A 19930-nucleotide genomic window follows, 5' to 3' on the forward strand; every position below is an offset into this window, starting at 1 on the left:
GCGACCGCCCGCCTAGCCTTAAGCCCCCGTACCCGAAACGTCCCGTCGATGACCGACGTACTCGACGACGTGCAGGACCGAGACCTCCGGTCGCTCGTGAGCCAGCTCGACGAGGAGACCGACACGTCGCTCCGGCTCGTCTTCCGCTACGACGGCGAGGAGCGAGAGCTGGTCCACGTCCGCGACGACGTTCGAGAGCAGTTCACCGGCCACGAACTCGACGAGCGGGTGAAGACGCTCGCACTAAAGGGGCTGGGCGACCCGCCGACGGAGCAGTCGCTGTACGACTTCGGCGGCCTGAACGCGACCCTCCGGTTCTTCGACGAGGTGGTCGTCGCCACGTTCCCCGACGAGGAGTGGTCCGGTGTCGTCGTCGTGTTCGAGAGACAGGCGTCGCCGCTGGTCGATACCACGCTCTCGTTCCTCGACGCCTGACGGGAGACTCTCGCGGGTCTCCAGGGTTCAGAATGTGGTCCAGCGACGCGGCCCCATCTCGACGCCTCTGATGCGGACCTGCCGTCCATCGTCGTCGTCGTCGCGCGTCTCGACGAGCCCGTCGAACGGCTGTTTCAGCAGTTCGATGGTGTCGTCCGCCGTCGGCGTGTCGACGACGAAGACGCCGACGAAGCCGGCCGACTCGATGCGGCCGGTGAGCACGTGGACGAACTGGAAGACGCGTCGGAGGTCGGTGTACATGAGAACGGTCGAGGAAGTGTGTAGCCCGACTCGAACGTCGTCGAGGTCGTCGTCCGTCTGGAACTGCCGCATGAACTCGGAGGTCCGGATACCGATACCGGTGAGATCGCCGGGGTCGGAGACGTACCGCCTGTTCTCCGAGCTGTGACTCCCCGAGAACCCGCGTTGCCGGCTGACGCAGTCGACCACCCCGAGCCGGCCCACGTCCGGGTGGACGTCGCGGTACTCGCGTTCCACCCTGTCGGCTCCCTTGCGGGTCGTGATGAGCGCCCTCGCGCTCTCCGCGCGAGAGTCGCCGGCCAGCAGTTCGTACATGAGTCTACGCTTCCCGGTCATCGCCGGGCCGGCAACGAGCAGGTTGGTTCCCTCGGGGACGGCTGCCCCGTCGAAACCGGACTCTGCAAGGGACATCTTCTTCGCCCTACAACTCATCCACATTTGAAGTTTCCTGTGGATAATTCCACCGCGAGAGGAAGCGTTAACACCGCCGAGGTGGTTGCCCCGACTATGAAGGTACTCGTGACCGACCCCATCGCGGACGCCGGGCTGCAGGTGTTCCGTGACGCGGGCCACGAGGTCGAGACGGCCTACGAAGTCGAGGGCGATGAACTCCTGAACGCGGTTTCCGACGCGAACGCGCTGGTCGTTCGTTCCGGAACCGAGGTGACGCGCGAGGTGTTCGAGGCCGCGAAGGAGCTCGTCATCGTCGGCCGCGCCGGTATCGGCGTCGACAACATCGACATCGAAGCGGCGACCGACCACGGCGTCATCGTCGCGAACGCGCCGGAAGGGAACGTCCGCGCAGCCGCCGAACACACGGTCGCGATGGCGTTCGCGTCCGCACGCTCCATCCCGCAGGCACACGCTCGCCTCAAGGAGGGAGAATGGGCCAAGAGCGACTACCTCGGCGCAGAGGTCAACGGAAAGACCCTCGGTGTCGTCGGCCTCGGCCGCGTCGGCCAGGAGGTCGCGAAGAAGCTCCACTCGCTCGGGATGGACATCGCAGCATACGACCCGTACATCTCCGAAGAGCGTGCCGAGCAGTTCGGTGCAGAGCTCGTCGACCTCGACGAGTGTCTCGAACGAGCCGACTTCCTCACCGTCCACGTCCCGCTGACCGACGAGACGGCAGACATGATATCGACCGACGAGCTCGCGAAGCTCGAGGGCGGCTACGTCGTCAACTGCGCCCGCGGTGGCGTCGTCGACGAGGAGGCGCTCGCCGAAGCAGTCGAGGATGGCGTCCTCGCCGGCGCGGCTGTCGACGTCTTCGCGGAGGAGCCGGTCTCGCCGGACAACCCGCTGCTCGACGTCGACGACGTCGTCGTCACGCCCCACCTCGGCGCGAGCACGGAGGCGGCACAGGAGAACGTCGCCGTCTCCACGGCTGAACAGATCGTCGCCGCGTTCGAGGGCGAGCCCGTGATGAACGCGCTCAACGCCCCGTCCATCGACGAGACCGCCTTCCCCCGCATCGAGCCGTACATCGAACTCGCCGAGACGGCGGGGAAGGTCGCCGCCCAGCTGCTCGACGACCGTATCGAGGGAATCGAGGTCGTCTACCAGGGCGACATCGCCGCCGAGGACCTCGACCTCGTCACCGCAAGCGCCCTCAAGGGCGTCTTCGAGCCGCTCGAGTGGCAGGTGAACGCGGTCAACGCGCCGCGCATCGCGGAAGAACGCGGCGTCTCCGTCACGGAGTCGAAGACCCGCTCGGCAGAGGACTTCCAGAGCCTCATCACCGTCAAGGTGGCCGACGGCGACGACGAGGTCTCGGTCTGCGGGACTCTGTTCGCCGGTGACGACCCGCGCATCGTCCGTATCGACGGCTACCGCGTGGACGCCATCCCGCACGGCCGCATGGTCGTCGCACGCAACGCCGACGCACCCGGTGTCATCGGCCTCATCGGGACCGTCATGGGCGAGTACGACGTCAACATCGCCGGGATGTTCAACGCCCGCGAGGCCATCGGCGGCGAGGCGCTGACGGTCTACAACGTCGATACGGAGGTCCCCGACGCTGCAATCCAGAAGCTCCACGACGACGACCGCATCATCGAGGTGCGTCAGATCGTGCTGGATGCCGGAGAGTAGTACCGGCGCGGGAGAGTAGTACCAGCGACGTTCCTGTCTTCGACACAATACTTATCCCACGGTCCGCGGTATCCTTCTCCGAACTATGATAGAAGACGCGGTTTCGTATCCGTTCGAGGGTGACGAGGGCCTGAAGCGGCTCGCAATCGGGGGCCTCCTGATTCTGCTGAGTATTTTCATCGTCCCGATATTCCTGGTGATCGGCTACCTCGTGGCGGTCCTCCGCGAGACGCTTCAGGGGTCGACCGAACCGCCCGCGTACGACGACTGGGGTGCACTGTTCGTCGACGGGCTCACGGCGTTCGTCATCGGGCTCGTCTACGGTCTCGTCCCGCTGGCGATATTCGGGGTCGTCGCGTTCGGGTTCCTTGGCGCGGGCGCCGCGGCAGGTGGCAACGGTGGCGGCATCATCGCGGGCTTCGGGCTGCTGTCCCTCCTGTTGCTCATCCCGGTGTACGTCGTCGTCTACTACATCACGCCGGCGGCGCTCGCTAACTTCGCCCGTGAGGGACGACTCGGCGCGGCGTTCGACTTCACCACCCTCGGCAACGTCGTGACGTCCGGCGACTACGTGGTCGCTGCGCTGGTCGCCATCGGCATCAGTCTCGTAGCGAACGTCGCGACGACCCTGCTGGCGGCGACGGTCGTCGGGCTCGTCGTCGTTCCGTTCGTCTCCTTCTACGTGCAGGTGGCGACGTTCCGTCTCTTCGGGTCGGCGTTCGCGAAGGCCACTGACACGGAACGGACGGCCGAGCAGCACGCGACGGCGGGCTACTGAGCCGTCGCCCGGGTCGGGTATCCGTTCAGAGAAGGAAGAACGCTGTTCTGGAAGCGGCGGGTTCCCTTCAAGAGAGAACGGTACGGACGCGAGTGAGGAGGTCGCGCACGGGATTGTCGCTGGCTGTCGGTCGCTGGTTCTTCCGTTCGTCGAGTACCGTCTCGTACCGTTCTCTGAGCGCCTGCACCTGTGTCTCGCGGGCGGCGAGGTCGCGTTCGAGTTCGGTGATACGGTCTCTGAGCTGGTCGGGGTCCTGCGCGTCGTCGTCGGCCGGCTGGCTGGCGTCCCCCGAGTCGGTCACCAGTTGCTGGGTGTCTCGGGTCACACCTGTGACTACCCGGGGAGAGACAAAGAAAGGGTGGCAGACCCGCGACGGACGGGCGTCAGACGTCTTTCAACGCGGGTGACGTTCCCGATTTCGCAGCCGTCACAGATATTCGAGCACGCCCGAAGTCTCGCCCGGGACCGGCTCGGGGTCGGCACCTGCAGCGGCGGCCGCGTCGGGGTCCTTGAGCAGGTGGCCGGTCGTGAGACAGACGACGCGCTCGTCGTCTCCTATCTCGCCCGACTCGCGGAGCTTCTTGAGTCCAGCGACGCTCGCGGCCGAGGCGGGTTCGACGCCGACGCCCTCGCCCGCCAGGTCGCGCTGTGCCGCGGTTATCTCGTCGTCGCTGACGGCGACGGCGGTCCCGCCGGTCTCTCGGATGCCCGGGAGCGCCTTCGGCGCGTTGACCGGGTTGCCGATGCGGATGGCGGTCGCGATGGTCTCGACCTCGTCCCAGCGGCGGGTCTCGTCGTTCCCCTCGCGGATGGCTTCGACCATCGGGGCGGCGCCCTCGGCCTGCACGCCGGTCAGCTTCGGGACCTCGCCGGGTTCGAGTTCGCCCGCCTGGACGAGCTCGCGGAAGCACTTGTACAGCGCCGAGGTGTTGCCCGCGTTGCCGACGGGGAGGACGATGCGGTCGGGGTAGGTCCCGTAGTCCTCGAGGTGCGCTTCGAGGATCTCCAGCCCGATGGTCTTCTGGCCCTCGAGCCGGAAGGGGTTGAGCGAGTTGAGCAGGTACGCCTCGCCGCGGTCTGCCAGGTCCTGTACGATGTCGAGGCAGGTGTCGAAGTTTCCGTCGACCTCGAGGATGCGGGCACCGTGGAGGGCGGCCTGTGCGACCTTCCCGGCGGCGACCTTCCCGGCTGGCAGGAGGACGAGCGTCTCCAGGTCGGCGCGGGCGCCGTAGGCAGCGAGCGCAGCGCTCGTGTTCCCGGTCGAGGCACACGCGAGCCGGTCGACGCCGAGTTCCTGGGCGACGCGGACGCCCATCGTCATCCCGCGGTCCTTGAACGAGCCGGTCGGGTTCATGCCTTCGTGCTTGATGCGGAGGCTCTCGACGCCGACGTCGGCTTCGAGTCGGGGGACGCGGTGAAGCGGGGTGTCGCCCTCGGGCAGGGTGACTCCTTCTTCGAACGGCAGGGCTGCCGAGTACCGCCAGACGCCGCGACCCTCGAACTCGTCCCAGGTGGGAAGGTCGGCGTAGCGGACCTCGAGCAGGCCGTCGCAGTCACAGGTGTAACGGATGTCGTCGAACGGGGCGTACGTCTCACCGCACTCGATACAGGCGAGCCAGACGCCGTCTACCGCCTCGGCGGGTTCGGCCGGTGCCTCTGCTGCAAGCGAGAGAGAACTCATTATCGGCGGATTGCGCTACGGAGGGAAAAAGACGCAGGTTCGAGCGAACGCTTGCCTTCGAACGCCTCAGTCGATCGAGGTGTCGCCGTCGAAGTTCTCGATGACGTCGTGGACGTTCTCGACCCACTCGTCCAGCGCGCCGTGGAGCATCGTCTTGGCCTCGGGGAGCGGGACGGCGGTGTACTGGTAAACGTAGCCACCGGAGTCCAGCAGTCGCCGCTCACGGGTGACGAGGCCGCGTTCGAGCAGCGTCGAGAGCGACCGGTTGACGTTGCTGCGGTCGCGTTCGAGCTCGCCGGCGAGCTCCTCGACGGTGCTTCCGGGACCGTCGATGAGGGCGAGATAGGTACGCGTCTCGTGCTGGTGGATGCCGAAGACACAGCTCATGACCTCTCTGAAGCCCGGGTCCGGCTGTTCCATGAGGTCGCCGAGGTCGTCCGGCGTCGCATCTGCCATGCGAGAAAGAGGAGAGCGCGGACCTAAAGACTACTCCTCGACGGCGATATAGCCCTGTTTCTCGATGCACAGACGCATCTCGTCTTCCGTCTCGTGTTTGTGGAGGGTCGTCGGCGTATCGCAGTAGAAGACGTTCCCGTCGTGACGAAGGGTCACCTCGTGCTCGCCGCCGAGCAGCTCGGTGGTTATCTGGACCCGTCGCCCCTCGCGGAGGGCCGACAGTATCTCTTCAGCGTCGAGTTCGCCGGCCCGTGCGCGCAGTGGTTCCGCCATCGTCTCTCGGTTCGAGCGCCTCCCTACCTGATTCTTTCGACCGGTAACGTTCACGCTATCTGGGGAGTGCGCGGATGTCGCCCACCCGGTGGGGATATCGCTCTTTCGGCGCGTATACTCAGTATGGTTCCAGCAACCACAACACCCACGCAGACCGAGGTAACGACGAAGATGAAGCACTGGGAGGGCGGCGTCGTCGCCGGCCTCGTCGCCGGTGCGGTCTTCGGCATCCTGATGACGATCATGATGCGTCCGACCATCGAGAACGCGATTCCTGCACTCCTCGGTATGGAGGGCGGACTGGCCGGCTGGATCATCCACATGTCCATCGCCGCCACCCTCGGTGTTGTCTTCGCAGCCCTGTTGGAGACGATACCCAGCATCGGCGCCGATATGCAGAAGAACGTCGCCATCGGGATGGCGTACGGTGCCGTCCTCTGGGTCCTGCTGGCCGTCATCGTCATGCCCATCTGGCTGCAGGCGGTCGGTTTCGCTGGCGCACCCGCGGTTCCGAACGTCAACTACACCAGTCTGCTCGGCCACCTCGTCTACGGTGCGATACTCGGCGCGGTCTACCCGCTCTTGACCTACACCAACATGGGGACCGAGAGGGTGGCCGAACCCCGGCCGCAGTAGTCCACATGTCTCGGTAACTACTGACAATCTCGTGCATTCCCGGCACACGACCGGGATATCTCTTTCTACGGATGGGCAAGGCGGGTGTCCCAGGGTCGAGACCCGAGGCAGTTCACGGATCGTTGCTGGGGCTCTGTACGGCGATGCTGGTCAGAACGAGGGCACCGCGTCGTGAGGACAGAGAAAAGTCGTTCAGTAGCCGTTGACGAGCGTCGACAGCAGCGCCTTCTGGGCGTGCAGGCGGTTCTCGGCCTGTTGCCAGACCACGGAGTTCTCGCTCTCGACCGTCTCGTCGTCGACCTCCTCGCCGCGATGCGCCGGAAGGCAGTGCATGACGTAGGCGTCCGTCCCGGCGAGCAGGTCGCCGTTCAGCTGGTAGCCGTCGAAGGCGGCCAGCTTCTCGTCGCGTTCGGCCTCCTCGCCCATGCTGACCCACACGTCGGTGTAGACGACGTCTGCGTCCGCGACCGCGGCTTCTGGGTCGGTCGTGACCGTCGGGGCGTTCCCGAACGAGGCCGCCGTCTCGATGGTCTCCTCGTCGAGTCCGTAGCCCTCGGGCGTCGCCACGGTCAGGTCGACGCCGGCCATCGCACAGCCGATCGCGAACGACTGTGCCACGTTGTTGCCGTCGCCGACCCACGTGGCAGAAACGTCGTCGAAGTCGCCGAACAGCTCCTTGATGGTCAGCAGGTCGGCGAGCGTCTGGCACGGGTGTGCGTCGTCCGTGAGACCGTTGACGACCGGGACGTCGGCGTAGGCCGCCAGCTCCTCGAGGTCTGCGTGGTCGAACAGGCGGGCCATGATGACGTCGACGTAGCCCGAGAGCGCTCTCGACGTGTCCTTGAGCGGCTCGCCACGGCCCAGCTGCGTGTCGTCCGGGCCGAGGAAGATGGCGTGGCCCCCTAGCTGCGTCATCCCCGTCTCGAAGGAGACGCGAGTGCGCGTCGAGGGCTTCTCGAACAGCATCGCCATCGTCTTGCCCGCGAGGTCGGCGTGCGGCTCGGCGGTGGACAGCTGGTGTTTGTACGTGCTCGCCAGGTCGAGGACCGATTCGAGTCCCGCGGGCGAGAGGTCGTCGACGGTCAGGAAGTGGTTCGGTGGCTGTGCTGGCATCGGTGTCGTGGTGTCGGTGTTCGTGCTCATTGCAGGTCGCTGCAGACGGTTTCGAGGACCGCGATGGCGCGGTCGTACTCGGACAGTGCGAGGCGTTCGTCGGGGGCGTGGTCCAGGTCGGAGTCGCCCGGGCCGTAGGTGGCCATCGGGCAGTCCCAGGCGCCCGCGAACAGGTTCATGTCGGCCGTACCGGTCTTCCTGAGGAGGCGGGGGTCGCCCCCTCGCTTCCGGATGCCGACGCGGAACGCCCGGGCGACCGGGCTGCGCGGGCTGACCATCACGGGCTGAATCTCGTCGGTCCACTCGATGGTTCCCGGGCCGAGCATGCCTTCGATGGTCTCCCGAATTTCCTGAGGCGTGACGCCGGGCGGGATGCGGAACTGGACGTCCGCGGTGGCCTTCATCGAGAGGCCGTCGTCGGCGACGCCGCCCTCGAACCCGACGGGCTTCGCCGTTATCGACTCGAAGACGCTCTCGTCGTCGGCCGACTCGAAGGCCGCCGCAACCTCGTCCCACCAGGCCATCGCGTGCTGGATGGCGTTGGTGTCCGGACGCGAGGTGTGACCCGAGGCGGTCTCGACGGTGTAGGTCCCAGAGAGCAGTCCGCGGTAGCCGAGCGTCACGGCGTCCCAGCCGGACGGTTCGCCGTTGATGACGGCCTCGGGGGCGTCGCGGTCCTCGACGAGGAAGCGGGCTCCCCGCGAGTCGGTCTCCTCGCCGACGACGCCGACGAAGGAGACGCCGGTGTTCACGGCGGCGACGGCCATGGCACAGAGCGGGCCGGTGGCGTCGACGCTGCCGCGACCCCAGAGGGTCGCCTCGCCGTCGTCGTCTTCCTCGACACGGACGGGGATGTCGCCCGGCACGGTGTCGATGTGGGAGGTGAGCAGGACCGAGTCGTCGGCGGGGGCACGCACGTTGCCCACCTCGTCGAGGTAGGCCTCGCGGCCGTGCTCTTCGAAGAAGTTCTTGAGGTAGGTCGCCGCACCCTGTTCCTCGCCGGAGGGTGACGGGATGGAGACCATCTCGACGAGCAGATTGCGGGCGGCTTGCTCGCTCACCTGCGTCGTCGTGGTCACGCTCATGCGTCCTCCTCCAGGATGTCGGCCATCGCGTCGACGACCGCGTCCGCGTGCGACTTCGTGAACGTCAGCGGCGGCAGGAAGCGGACGACGCGACGACCCGCCGGGAGCGCGAGTATCTGGTGGGAGAGTGCGAGGTCGCGGAGCATGGCGTTCGCGCCACGGCCGACCTCGACGCCGACCATCAGTCCCTTCCCGCGCACGTCGTTCACGGGCAGTTCGGCCAGCTGTTCGACGAAGTAGTCGCCGACCTCTGCCGCGTTGGTCGGCAGGTCGGCCTCGACGAGCACGTCGAGCGTCGCCGCGGCTGCCGCCGAGACGACCGGCCCTCCGGAGAACGTCGAGCCGTGCGAGGCGGCGCCATCGGCTATCCAGTCGGCACAGAGCGTCGCGCCCATCGGCAGGCCCGAGGCAAGACCCTTCGCACTGGTCAGGATGTCGGGCGTGACGCCCGCGGCCTCGCAGGCCCAGAAGGTGCCCGTGCGGCCGAGCCCGGTCTGCACCTCGTCGAAGACGAGCGCAGCGCCGTGGTCCTCGGTCGCCTCGCGGGCAGCCTGCAGGAACTCGACGGTACCGGGATTGACGCCGCCCTCGCCCTGCACGGGTTCGAGGATGACGGCGGCGGTGTCGTCGTCGACGGCCGCCGCGATGGCGTCTGCATCGCCGTAGTCGACGAACTCCACGTCCGCCAGCAGCGGCTCGTACGGCTTGCGGTACTTCGGCTTCCACGTCGCCGAGAGCGCGCCCATCGTCCGGCCGTGGAACGCCTTCTTCGCGGCGACTATCTTCGTGCCACCCGTCGCGCTACGGGCGAACTTGAGCGCCGCCTCGTTCGCCTCGGTCCCGGAGTTACAGAGCCAGACGTTGTCGACGTCCGCGGGCGCGACGGCATCCAGCTTCTCGTAGACCGAATCCTGCGCCTCGGTCGGGTACGACGCCTGGACGAACAGCAGGTCCGAGACCTGTTGCTGGACCGCCTCGACCACCTGCGGATGGCAGTGGCCGACCGGGGTGCAGGCGTAGCTCGCGCCCGCGTCGAGGAACTGGGTATCCTCCTCGTCGTAGAGGTAGACGTCCTCGCCACGGGCGAGGGAGATGGGTTTCTGCGAGTAGACGAAGCCGCCCATCAGGCGGACACCTCCGTTTCAGAATCCGAGAGTGCCTCGGGGAGGATCGTCGTCCCGTCGCCCGCGAGCGCGGACTGGATGGGCTCGTCGACGTTCGCGCTGGCGACGACGACCGAGGCGGCACCGCCCGAGAGCGCCTCCTTCGCCGCCATCACCTTCTTCGTCATGAAGCCCTCCGCGGCGGCTTCGAGGCCGTCCCAGTCGGCGGCAGTCGCCACGGTGTCGATGCGTGTCGACTCGTCGTCCGGGTCGGCGTAGACGCCCGACACGTCGGTCAGGACGACCAGGTCTGCGCCGAGTGCGCCCGCGATGGCCGCGGCGGCCCGGTCGGCGTCGGCGTTCACGGGGGTGTAGCCACCCGCGCGCTCCTCGCCCAGCATCGGGACGGTCACGACGGGCGTGTAGCCGCCGGACAGCAGGGTGTCGAGGAGGTCCGCGTTGACGGATTCTATCTTCCCGGAGTGGTCGCCGCGCTTGATCTTCTTCTTGCCGTCTTCGAGGACGCGCACGGCGTCCTTGCGCGTACCCGAGAGGAGCTTGCCGTCGACTCCCGAGAGACCGACCGCGTTGACGCCCTGGTTCTGCAGGCCGGCGACGAGGTCCGTGTTGAGCTTGCCGGGCATCACCATCTCGAAGACCTCCATGGTCTCGGCGTCGGTGAACCGCCCGACGACGCCGCCGGGGGTCTCGACGTAGGTCGGTTCGATGCCGAGCTTCTCGAGCGTCTCGTCGACCGCCGTGGAGCCGCCGTGGACCACGACGACCTGCTCACCCGACGCGACGAGGTCGTTCACGTCCGCGAGTGCACCGGCCGGGTCGACGGCGCGTGCGCCGCCGATCTTGACGACTACGACCATTCAGGGACTCCCCACGGGGTGCAGCCCGAGGAACTCTAGTCCGGCGGTCTCTTCGAAGCCCAGTGCGACGTTCGCGGCGTGGACGGCCTGGCCCGCGGAGCCCTTCATCATGTTGTCGATGGCCGAGAACACGACGATGCGCCCGTTCTTCGGGTCGAGCTCGAAGCCCACGTCGGCGAAGTTCGTGCCCGCGAGCGCCTTCGGCTCGGGATAGCGGTACGTCCCGGAACCACCGGCGACGAGGCGGACGAACGGCTCGTCCTCGTAGGCCTCGCGGTAGGCGGTCCAGAGGTCGCGCTTTTCGACCTTGTTCGCCGGGAAGACGTGCGAGGTGGCACTCGCCCCGCGCACCATGTCCACGGCGTGGCAGGTGAACGAGACGGACGTGCCGAGCCACTGCTCTATCTCGGCCTCGTGACGGTGGCCTGTCGGCGCGTAGGGCCGGACGACGCCGGAGCGCTCGGCGTGGCTCGACGCCTCGCCGCCGCCCGCGCCGCCCTCGCTGCTGCCGACCTTGACGTCGACGACGACCTTCGAGTCCTCGAGGATGCCCATGTCGGCGAGCGGTTTCAGCCCGAGGATAGTCGCGGTCGCGTTGCAGCCGCCGGAGGCGATGAGTTTCGCGCCAGGGAGGTTCTCGCGGTTGACCTCGACGAGCCCGTACTGGGCGTCGGCGAGGAGCTCCGGGTGGGTGTGGCCGCCGTACCAGTCGTCGTACTGTGCCTCGGTCGCCAGCCGGAAGTCCGCCGAGAGGTCGACGACCACGTCGGCGGCCTCCTGAAACGCGTCTATCTGCTCCATCGTGACGCCGTGGGGCGTCGCCGCGAACAGAACGTCGACCGACTCGAGGTCGGTCGGTTCGGAGAAGCGCACGTCGAACCCGCGCAGGTTGGGGTGTACGCTGCCGATAGATTTGCCCGCGTACTGGCGGCTCGTCGCCTGCGCCACCTCGAAGTTGGGGTGCCCGATGAGGAGGCGCAGCAGTTCGCCGCCGGTGAAGCCGGAGCCGCCGACGACGGTCGCCGAGAGCGTCTCTGTCGACTCGTCGGTCGCGTTCGCGACGGCCATCAGGCCGTCACCTCCGCACTCGGCGACTGCTTCACGCCGCTCGCGACGACGTCCTCGAGCCAGTCGACGACCGCTCCGGGGACGTCGACGCTCGTGCAGTCGTTCAGCGCCTTGAACTCGACCGTGTGGTTGACCTCGTGGACCGTGTAGCCCGATTCCGTCTCCATCAGGTCGACGCCGAGCAGACCGCCGCCGACCGCTTCGGAGGCACGCTTCACGAGGTCGAGCGCTTCGTCGTCCAGTTCGAACTCGTCGGTGGTGGCACCCTTCGCCGCGTTGGTCAGCCAGTGCTCGGAGGTGCGAGCCATCGCCGCGATGGGCTCGCCGTCGGTCGCGAGGACGCGAATGTCACGGTCCGGCTTCTCGACGAACTCCTGGACGTAGAACACCTTGTGCTCGTAGTGGCCCAGAGTCGCCTTGTGCTCGAGGATGGCCTCGGCGGCACTCCTGCACTCGATCTTCGCCATGAGACGTCCCCACGAGCCCACGACGGGCTTGAGGACGCAGGGGTAGCCGAACTCCTCGATGATCTCGAGGGCGGCGTCGGTCGTGAACGCGACCTTCGTCTCCGGCGTCGGGACGCCCGCTTTCGCGAGCGCGAGACTCGTCTTGGCCTTGTCCGCGCAGACGTCCGCCGTCGTCGGCGAGTTGACGACCGGGATTCCCCACGCTTCGCAGAACTGCGTGGCGTAGAGGCTCCGGGAGGTCGCCAGACAGCGGTCGAGGACGACGTCGATGCCCTCGAACGCCGCGGGCGGCTCGTGCAGCCCGAAGGTGAGGTCGCGGACGTCGAGTTTGACGACCTCGTGGCCGCGCTCTCTGAGCTCGGTGAGCAGGAGCTTCTCGTCCCGGCGGATGCGGGAGTAGAGGATGCCTACCTTCACAGTTACTCCCCCCAGTCCTCTTCGAGCTCGGGTGCCACGTCGAGGACCGGCGGGTTGGTGTCGATGACCTCCAGCTCCGCACCGCAGGTCGTACAGTCGACGATCTCTCCAGCTTCCAGGTTCTCGTGCAGGGTCACGTCGGCCCCGCATTCGACGCATTCTGTCATCACCTGTATGAGGGCGACGTAAGTACTTAAAAGTTCCGAACTTACCAATAATTTTACAAAACTACTGATGGCTCTAACTGGTTTTCTGGGGCTTGAAGCACAGGAACCCGAATACAATTATCGGATTTTAGTTATATCGTCCCCGGTGAGGGACTCGTGGCTGTCGTGGCGACAGCCGTGGTCGTGGTCGTCGAGGTGACGACCGGTAGATCGACGGCAGTTCAGACATAGGAACACACCTCGCTGGTGAGCGATTCGTGGGCGTCGGCGAGCGCCGACTGCTTCGATTCGAGCGTCTCGACGTCGGCCGACAGCGTCGCCTCGGCAGCCTCGAGTGCGTCACGAACAGCTGCGGGCGCGGGTCCGCCGACCGAGTCGCGCATCGCCACGCTCTCGGCGGGGTCGAGTGCGGCCTCGACCGATTCGGCGTCGACGTAGCTGTCGAGCGAGTCACCCAGGACCTCCTGGGAGGCCGCATCGAGCGCGTCGTAGTCGCCGCCGAGTTCGCCCGCCTTCGCGACGAGCTCGTGTGCGGTACGGAAGGGGATACCCTCCATCGCGAGCAGGTCGGCGACCCCGGTCGCCGTCGAGAAGTTCGAGCCGGCCGCCTCGGCCAGCACGTCCTCGTTCCAGGTCGCGGTCGCGATGCCGCCCGCGGCGACACTGGTCGCCTCGGTCACCGCGTCCACAGCGTTCCAGACGTGGGGCGTCGCGTTCTGCAGGTCGCGGTTGTACGCACGCGGCAGGCCCTTGAGCGTGGTCAGGAGTCCCGTCAGGCCGCCGGTCGCGTCGCCCGCGACGGAGCGGACGAGCTCGAACGTGTCGGGATTCTTCTTCTGGGGCATTATCGAGGAGGTCGACGAGTAGTCGTCGGACAGCTCGAGGTAGCCCTCGTTCGAGAACAGCACCACGTCCTCGGCCAGTCCCGACAAGGTCGTGGCGAGGTTCGCCAGCGCCGAGGCGACCTCGACGAGGAAGTCACGCGCCGACGAGGCGTCCATCGAGTTGGTCAGGACGCCGTCGAAACCGAGCAGTTCGGCTGTGCGTTCGCGGTCGATCTCGAAGGGAGTGCCGGCGAACGCGGCCGCCCCGAGCGGGCTCTGGTTGACGCGCTCGAAGGCGTCGAGGAGACGGGCCGTGTCGCGCGCCAGCGCCTGCTCGTACGAGCAGAGGTAGTGCCCGACCGTGGTCGGCTGAGCGTGCTGGAGGTGCGTGAACCCGGGCATCACCGTCTCGGCGTGCTCGGTCGCACTCGACAGCAGCGCGGCGCGCAGGTCACAGACCGAATCGACCGTCTCGAGGACGTCCTCGCGCAGGCGCAGGCGGATGCAGGTCGCGACCTCGTCGTTGCGCGAACGGGCCGTGTGCATCTTCCCACCGTCGGGACCGACCTGGTCGATGACGGACGTCTCGATGGCCTCGTGAACGTCCTCGCCGTCGGGCAGCGAGCCGTGGCCCTCGACCTCGACGACGTTCAGCGCCTGCAGTATCGTTCCGGCCGTCTCGGCGTCGACGATGCCCTGTTCGGCGAGCATCACGACGTGGGCGCGGTCGACCGCGAGGTCGGCCTCGAAGATGCGCTCGTCGGCCTCGAGCGAGGAGAGGAAGCCGCGGGCGGGGCCGCCGCTGAAGCGGTCGCCGCGGACTGCCGTCTTCTCGCCGTCGAGGCCGGTCATCTCAGTCGTCTGCGGGGAGTTCGACATCGGTCTCCTCCTGCTGCTTCGTCACCGCGTTCGCGAGGCGGGACTGGAAGCCGTGGTACTTCGCGACGCCCGTCGCGTCTGCTTGCTCGATGCCGTCGACGGTCTCGGTGTTGAACGACGCCGCGGACTCGGAGTAGACGGCGTACTCGGACTCGCGGGCGACCGGGCGGACCGTCCCGCCCTGGAGCTTGACCGTCACGGAGCCGGTGACCTTCGTCTGGCTCTCGGCGATGTAGGCGTTGAGCGAGTCCATCAGCGGTGCGTCGACGAGCCCCTCGTAGGCCTTCTGGGCCCACTGCTGCTCTATCTGGGGCTTGAAGTCGCGCTCGTCCTTCGTGAAGACGAGCTGTTCGAGCGCCTCGTGCGCGGTGAGCAGGACCGTCGCGGCCGGGTGCTCGTAGTTCTCGCGCACCTTCAGGCCGAGCATGCGGTCTTCCATCATGTCCGTGCGGCCGACGCCGTACTCGCCGGCGAACTCGTTGAGGTACTCGATGAGCTCGACCGAGCCGTACTCCGTGCCGTCGATGGCGACCGGGTACCCCTCTTCGAACTCGATGGTGAGCGTCGTCGTCTCGCCGCTCGGGGCGGTCGTCCACTCGTAGATGTCCTCCGGCGGCTCGTAGCTCGGGTCCTCGAGGTCCTTGCCCTCGACCGAGCGGCTCCAGAGGTTCGTGTCGATGGACCAGTCGCCCTCGTTGCCGCCCTCGACGGGCAGGCCCTTCTCCGCGGCGTACTCCTGCTCCCACTCGCGGGTGAGACCGAGTTCGCGCACGGGGGCGATGACCTCGAGGTCGGAGCCGCGCCAGACCGTCTCGAAACGGAGCTGGTCGTTGCCCTTGCCCGTGCAGCCGTGTGCGATGCCGGAGCAGCCCTGCTCGATGGCCACCTCGAGGATGGCCTTCGCGATGACCGGGCGGGCCATCGCCGTGCCGAGCGGGTAGCCCTGGTAGGTCGCGTTCGCCGTCACCGAGTCGAGACAGAGCTGCGCGAACTCCTCCTTGGCGTCGACGACGTAGTGCTCGAGTCCGAGCGCCGCCGCGGTCTCCTCCGCTTCGTCGAACTCGGCCGCAGGCTGGCCGACGTCGACCGTGACGCCGATGACCTCGTCGTACCCGTACTCCTCTTTGAGGAGCGGGACGCAGACCGTGGTGTCGAGACCGCCAGAGAACGCGAGTGCTATCTTGCCTTTTCCGTCTGCCGTCGTGCCGTCCGATGTGTGCTGTGTCATTGTGTGTCCGTGTGACTGGCGGACGAGTGTCCGCCGGGGGTAGTGTTGCAAACTGTGCGCCGCGATGGTGAGAAGTTGAGTAGGCCCTAACGGGCCGGTCGTCGCGGTCGTCGGACGGCAACACCGCTCGCGGAGAACGAAGGCGCGAGGTGGCTGCGGTGTTGCTTCATCGTACCCAGAGATACTACGATGTTCATACTAAAAGCTTGCGCGGCTGGCAACGCTTTCAGGTATGTCGATTGTACGCACGGGGCATGCACAGCGGGTTTTATGCGCCCCCACGCCCATCCGTTCGTATGTTCGACATCACCGGTCTCACGGACGCACGGGCGGACATGGACGCAGAGAGCCTGCTCCGCATCGTCCTGCTCCTCGTCGTCGTCTGGCTCGTCTTCGAGATCGTCGGCGAGGTCCTCGACATCGTCGGCTGGCTGCTCGGGCCGTTCAAACCGCTACTGGGCCTGGCCATCATCGTCCTCATCGTGCTCTGGCTGACCGACCGGCTCTGAGGACCGTCACGCTCTTTTCGCTCGCTCGCCGACTGCGACCGTGTACAGCCTGAACGTACCCGTCCCCGGGCGGGTCTCGCGCATCGCCAGCGACCTTCGCCCCGCCCTCATGGGCTTCGCGAACGTAAAGCGCGAGCACACGCTCCTCGCCAAGCGACTCGGCGACCCCGACCACTTCGACGGCTACGTCCACGAGGTCCGCCGCGCCCTCCGCGGCCAACCCACGTTCGAGGTCGGTATCACCGGTATCGGCTGCTTCGAGCAGCCGACGAAGGGTTCGGCGCCCGTCGTCTACCTCGACGTGGAGAGCCCCGAACTCGTGCGCATGCACGGGTCACTCTGTGACGAGTTCGGTGCCATCGACGGCCTCGAGGGCGACGACTACCGCCCGCACGTGACCATCGCCCGCGACGGCGACGTAGAGACGGCGCGACGGCTGGTCGAGCGAGACGTCGAGCCGGTGACGTGGACGGTGACGCAGCTGGAGGTCTACGACGCACGGTACGGCGAGGTGGCGGCGCGGATCAGTTTGCCGGCGTGAGTGAGACGGAACGCAGTGGAGTCGAGCGAATCGGCTGGGGAGGCTGCGGGGCGTTTCTCGCTACAGTCGTGACTCGTGGGCTCCTTCTCTCATCGACTACTGGACTCGAGGCGGGCGCTCGAAACGGTGTCTCGGGATACGACAGGAACTCACGGCGCTGGCGGCGGTCCATCGTACCGCCCGTTGTCCTGGTAGAAGTTCATCATCGCGAACTTCAGCTTCTCGGGCGCGAGGTCGATCATCTCGTCACGCTCCTCCGGCGGGAACGTCCCGCGGACGCTGTACTTTCCCATGTCGGACCGGCTCTGCTGCGTATACCGCTCGTCGAGCAGCACCCGGACGCCGATGTCCTCCGGTGACCGAATCACGCGGCCGAGCGCCTGTCTCGTCTTCCGCACCGTCGGAATCTCGACGGCGTAGGTCCAGCCGGGGTCCGACTTGCCGGGCCGGTCGAACGCCTTCCCGTAGGCCTGCTGGACCGCTTCGGCCCGGTCGTCGAGGTGCGGGTACGGAACCCCGATGACCACGACGGTCGTCGCATCGTCGCCGTCGAAGCTCACGCCCTCCGCGAGCGTCCCCCACAGCGAGGTGAGCAGGACGCCGTCGTCGTCGTTCGTGAACCGCTCGCGGAGGTCGTTCGCGTCGACGCCGGCCTCGTCGAGGTAGACCGTCGCGTCGCCCTGCTGGCGGAGGCGCTGTGCATACCGTTCGGCCTCGGCGTAGTTCGGCGTGAACACGAGCGTGTTGCCGGGGGTGAACCGGACCGCGTCGTGCAGGGCGGTGCCGACCTCCTCCTGGACCTGCGGGTCGTCGCGGGCGCTCGAGAACAGTGCGGGCGTCGAGACGGCGTAGGTTCGGCGGTTCTCGGGGGGGAACTGGAGCCCGTAGGCCATCGTCACGGGATTCGTCAACCCGAGAACGTCCTCGGTCACGTCGAAGGGTCGGAGCGTCGCGCTCATGAGGACGGTGGCGTGGACCTCCTCGAACAGCTCTCTCGTGACCTCCTGCGGGATGCAGGTGTAGAGCTCCGCCCGGCCGTAGACCTCGTCGGTCCCCTGGTCCCGGCGCACCGAGACGACCGGGTGGAGCCCCTCGTCGGTACCCTCGCGCATCCACGCGCCGACGAAGGCGGCGCTCTGGAGCGTCTGGCAGTCTTTCCGGGTGGTCGTCTCGCCGTTCTTGTACGCCTCCTCGTACTGGTCGTCGAGGTCCTTGCCGAGCATCACCGCGGCCTCGAGGTCGGACTTGTAGCCCGGCCCCTCGTAGCGCTGGAGGAACTCGATGGTGAGGTCGTCGCGCCCCGATTCGTTCGCCACGGCGACGTCCTCCCAGTTGTCGCCGACGCGCTCGCGCTCGCCGAAGCCGAACGAGTCCTCGTAGACCTCCACGAGTGCGTCGCGGTACGGCCGGAGCACGTTCGCGGCCCGTTTCGTCCGCGGGTCGTCCGTCTCCTCGAGTTCGTCCAGTGCCTGGTTCAGCGTCTGCTCCGTGAGGGTGCGCGTCGCGTGGTCGCGAGCCGCCGCCTCGACGTTGTGCGCCTCGTCGAAGACGGTGATGACGTCATCCGGGTCGCGGCCGAGCCAGCGGAAGAACTGCTCGCGGATCATCGGGTCGAGCAGGTGGTGGTAGTTCGCGACGACGAGGTCGACGCCCTCCATGCCCTCCTTCAGCAGCTCGTAGCCGCACATCGTCCGCGCCTCGGCGAAGTCGTAGACGTCGTCCGGCGTGCGCACGTCGTCGAACAGCCACTCGTAGAACTCGTCGACGTTCCCGGTCAGGTTGTTCTTGTAGTACTCGCAGACGTTCTTCTCGCTGCTGATGGACTGGACCCGCTCCGCCACGTTCTCCAGCTCGTCGACGACGGCGTCGCGCGCCTCGACCGCCCGCTCCTCGCCGTCCTGGGCGTCGGAGAGCAGCTGTCGCTCGCGCTCGCGGAGCTGTGCCTCCTCCTGTCTCGCGTCGACGAGTTCGCGTGTGTTGTCGCGCAGCACCTGGCACTCCTCGTAGCCCACGTCGATGTGACACATCGAGGCCTTCCCCTTGAAGACGACCGAGCGGATGGGCTCCTGCCGCGTGATGGCGCGCGCCTCCTGAACGAACTGGCGCATCTGCTGGTGGACGTCGGTCGTGATGACGACGGCCTTCCCCGCGTCACGGGCGTACTCCAGCGCCGGGACGAGCGCCGAGAGCGTCTTGCCGGTCCCGCAGGCCCCCTCGAACAGCACGTCCTGGCCTCGTTCGAGCGAGGTGTGGATGCGGTCCATCGCCTCGCCCTGGTTGTCGTAGGGCTCGTCGTAGGGGAAGAAGCGGAGATACTCGTCTACCTCGGACACGTCGAGAGGTACCGCGTTCTGGCCTAAAAGGATTCGCCCCCGAACGGCTGGAATAGAGATCGTGGCTCGTTCTTCGTCGTCATGTTCGGCTGTCTGGGGTCGCAGTTCGCAAATCACGATGGAAATGAGACCGCCCAGCCCCGCACAGAACCACTGCTCGCGGGCCACTCCTTCACGGGTCGCTCCTTCACGGCTTGCTTCGCTCGCCGTTCAGTGCTGGAGACGCTCCCCGTTCAGGTGGAGATGCTCGCTTCACTCGCATCTCCCGTTTGTGGCCCGCTCTCTCCTCCCCAGCCGATTCCTCATTCGCCTTCGCTCCGCTCAGGCTCACTCGTCATCCCTCGCGCAACTACCGCTCGCGGCCAGGCCGTTCACCTGACACGCTCGCCAGCGCGCGCCGGAGTGGTCGATTCGATAGCGTCGTCGCTTCGGTTCACACGGACTGTGCGACCACGTCGGCCCACTGCATGACCACGTCGGCCCTAGCCATAAGCTACCACGAGACGTAGTGTACCACGATGCCCATCCCTGGATACGACATCGACGACATAGAGGAGAACCTCAGACAGCGAATCGACGACCGGAAACTTCGAGAACTGCTCACAGAGGAGGAGTGGAAGCGCCACGAGAACGGCGAGAACCTCGTCGACCTGCTCGACGATGAGGACATCCACCGACTGCTCGGAGACGACGAGACGAACTGA

At 67.0% G+C, this 19930-nt stretch carries 22 protein-coding genes; 7 read left to right on the plus strand and 15 right to left on the minus strand.

Annotated features, from left to right (window positions below):
- Positions 1-48: 48 nt before the first annotated feature.
- Entirely contained in the window at positions 49-435 is a 387-nt protein-coding gene (locus tag ACSC1Y_RS08660) for a DUF7522 family protein (protein WP_435334395.1), read from the plus strand.
- Positions 436-462: 27 nt separating this feature from the next.
- Here the strand turns inward: ACSC1Y_RS08660 and ACSC1Y_RS08665 are convergent, their stop codons facing one another.
- Complete coding sequence (locus tag ACSC1Y_RS08665; RefSeq protein ID WP_435334397.1) at positions 463-1107, minus strand: DUF7504 family protein; 645 nt, start codon at positions 1105-1107, stop codon at positions 463-465.
- A 96-nt stretch (positions 1108-1203) separates the two neighbouring features.
- Between ACSC1Y_RS08665 and serA the strand changes: the two genes are divergently transcribed.
- On the plus strand, positions 1204-2790 hold the full coding sequence (serA, locus tag ACSC1Y_RS08670; protein WP_435334398.1) for a phosphoglycerate dehydrogenase: 1587 nt from the start codon (positions 1204-1206) through the stop codon (positions 2788-2790).
- Between the two features lie 85 nt (positions 2791-2875).
- Complete coding sequence (locus ACSC1Y_RS08675) at positions 2876-3568, plus strand: DUF4013 domain-containing protein (protein WP_435334400.1); 693 nt, start codon at positions 2876-2878, stop codon at positions 3566-3568.
- Between the two features lie 67 nt (positions 3569-3635).
- Here the strand turns inward: ACSC1Y_RS08675 and ACSC1Y_RS08680 are convergent, their stop codons facing one another.
- From ACSC1Y_RS08680 to ACSC1Y_RS08695, 4 genes are all read right to left on the minus strand, one after another.
- The gene (locus ACSC1Y_RS08680; RefSeq protein WP_435334401.1) at positions 3636-3893 is read right to left on the minus strand and encodes a hypothetical protein; all 258 of its coding nucleotides are present in this window, start codon (positions 3891-3893) and stop codon (positions 3636-3638) included.
- 102 nt (positions 3894-3995) lie between these two features.
- Positions 3996-5249, minus strand: coding sequence for a threonine synthase (thrC, locus tag ACSC1Y_RS08685; RefSeq protein ID WP_435334404.1), 1254 nt, complete (start codon positions 5247-5249; stop codon positions 3996-3998).
- A 66-nt stretch (positions 5250-5315) separates the two neighbouring features.
- On the minus strand, positions 5316-5705 hold the full coding sequence (locus ACSC1Y_RS08690; protein WP_435334406.1) for a helix-turn-helix domain-containing protein: 390 nt from the start codon (positions 5703-5705) through the stop codon (positions 5316-5318).
- Between the two features lie 30 nt (positions 5706-5735).
- Entirely contained in the window at positions 5736-5978 is a 243-nt protein-coding gene (locus ACSC1Y_RS08695; RefSeq protein ID WP_435334407.1) for a DUF8001 family protein, read from the minus strand.
- A 123-nt stretch (positions 5979-6101) separates the two neighbouring features.
- Between ACSC1Y_RS08695 and ACSC1Y_RS08700 the strand changes: the two genes are divergently transcribed.
- Positions 6102-6614 carry a DUF6789 family protein gene (locus ACSC1Y_RS08700; protein WP_435334408.1) on the plus strand — a complete coding sequence of 171 codons (513 nt, stop codon included), beginning with the start codon at positions 6102-6104 and terminating at the stop codon, positions 6612-6614.
- 192 nt (positions 6615-6806) lie between these two features.
- On the opposite strand, the gene argF is transcribed toward ACSC1Y_RS08700, so the two are convergent.
- The 9 genes from argF to ACSC1Y_RS08745 form a co-directional block, all read right to left on the minus strand.
- Positions 6807-7757 (minus strand): ornithine carbamoyltransferase, encoded by a 951-nt coding sequence (gene argF / locus ACSC1Y_RS08705; protein ID WP_435334409.1) that lies wholly within the window; start codon positions 7755-7757, stop codon positions 6807-6809.
- Positions 7754-8812, minus strand: coding sequence for a [LysW]-lysine hydrolase (locus ACSC1Y_RS08710; protein WP_435334410.1), 1059 nt, complete (start codon positions 8810-8812; stop codon positions 7754-7756). The genes argF and ACSC1Y_RS08710 overlap by 4 nt, the downstream gene beginning before the upstream one ends.
- Positions 8809-9936, minus strand: coding sequence for an aspartate aminotransferase family protein (locus ACSC1Y_RS08715; RefSeq protein WP_435334411.1), 1128 nt, complete (start codon positions 9934-9936; stop codon positions 8809-8811). The genes ACSC1Y_RS08710 and ACSC1Y_RS08715 overlap by 4 nt, the downstream gene beginning before the upstream one ends.
- Positions 9936-10793, minus strand: coding sequence for an acetylglutamate/acetylaminoadipate kinase (locus ACSC1Y_RS08720; protein ID WP_435334412.1), 858 nt, complete (start codon positions 10791-10793; stop codon positions 9936-9938). The genes ACSC1Y_RS08715 and ACSC1Y_RS08720 overlap by 1 nt, the downstream gene beginning before the upstream one ends.
- Positions 10794-11861, minus strand: a complete 1068-nt coding sequence (gene argC / locus ACSC1Y_RS08725) for an N-acetyl-gamma-glutamyl-phosphate reductase (protein WP_435334414.1) — start codon at positions 11859-11861, stop codon at positions 10794-10796.
- Positions 11861-12745, minus strand: a complete 885-nt coding sequence (gene lysX / locus ACSC1Y_RS08730; RefSeq protein WP_435334416.1) for a lysine biosynthesis protein LysX — start codon at positions 12743-12745, stop codon at positions 11861-11863. Before lysX ends, argC begins: the two co-directional genes overlap by 1 nt.
- 2 nt (positions 12746-12747) lie before the next feature.
- Positions 12748-12912 carry a lysine biosynthesis protein LysW gene (lysW, locus tag ACSC1Y_RS08735; RefSeq protein ID WP_435334417.1) on the minus strand — a complete coding sequence of 55 codons (165 nt, stop codon included), beginning with the start codon at positions 12910-12912 and terminating at the stop codon, positions 12748-12750.
- A gap of 221 nt (positions 12913-13133) precedes the next feature.
- Positions 13134-14615: an argininosuccinate lyase gene (gene argH, locus ACSC1Y_RS08740; protein WP_435334418.1), complete on the minus strand. Its 1482-nt coding sequence runs from the start codon at positions 14613-14615 to the stop codon at positions 13134-13136.
- Positions 14590-15843, minus strand: a complete 1254-nt coding sequence (locus ACSC1Y_RS08745; protein WP_435334420.1) for an argininosuccinate synthase — start codon at positions 15841-15843, stop codon at positions 14590-14592. Before ACSC1Y_RS08745 ends, argH begins: the two co-directional genes overlap by 26 nt.
- Before the next feature lie 296 nt (positions 15844-16139).
- Here ACSC1Y_RS08745 and ACSC1Y_RS08750 point away from each other — a divergent pair, with 296 nt between their 5' ends.
- On the plus strand, positions 16140-16352 hold the full coding sequence (locus ACSC1Y_RS08750) for a DUF7554 family protein (RefSeq protein WP_435334422.1): 213 nt from the start codon (positions 16140-16142) through the stop codon (positions 16350-16352).
- Positions 16353-16392: 40 nt separating this feature from the next.
- Positions 16393-16893 (plus strand): 2'-5' RNA ligase family protein, encoded by a 501-nt coding sequence (locus tag ACSC1Y_RS08755; RefSeq protein WP_435334423.1) that lies wholly within the window; start codon positions 16393-16395, stop codon positions 16891-16893.
- Positions 16894-17042: 149 nt separating this feature from the next.
- Here the strand turns inward: ACSC1Y_RS08755 and ACSC1Y_RS08760 are convergent, their stop codons facing one another.
- Entirely contained in the window at positions 17043-19226 is a 2184-nt protein-coding gene (locus tag ACSC1Y_RS08760; RefSeq protein WP_435334424.1) for an ATP-dependent DNA helicase, read from the minus strand.
- 518 nt (positions 19227-19744) lie between these two features.
- Here ACSC1Y_RS08760 and ACSC1Y_RS08765 point away from each other — a divergent pair.
- Complete coding sequence (locus ACSC1Y_RS08765; RefSeq protein ID WP_435334426.1) at positions 19745-19930, plus strand: DUF8027 family protein; 186 nt, start codon at positions 19745-19747, stop codon at positions 19928-19930.

It is taken from the genome of Haloarchaeobius lipolyticus, assembly GCF_051208015.1.
In the GTDB taxonomy this organism is placed as follows: domain Archaea; phylum Halobacteriota; class Halobacteria; order Halobacteriales; family Natrialbaceae; genus Haloarchaeobius.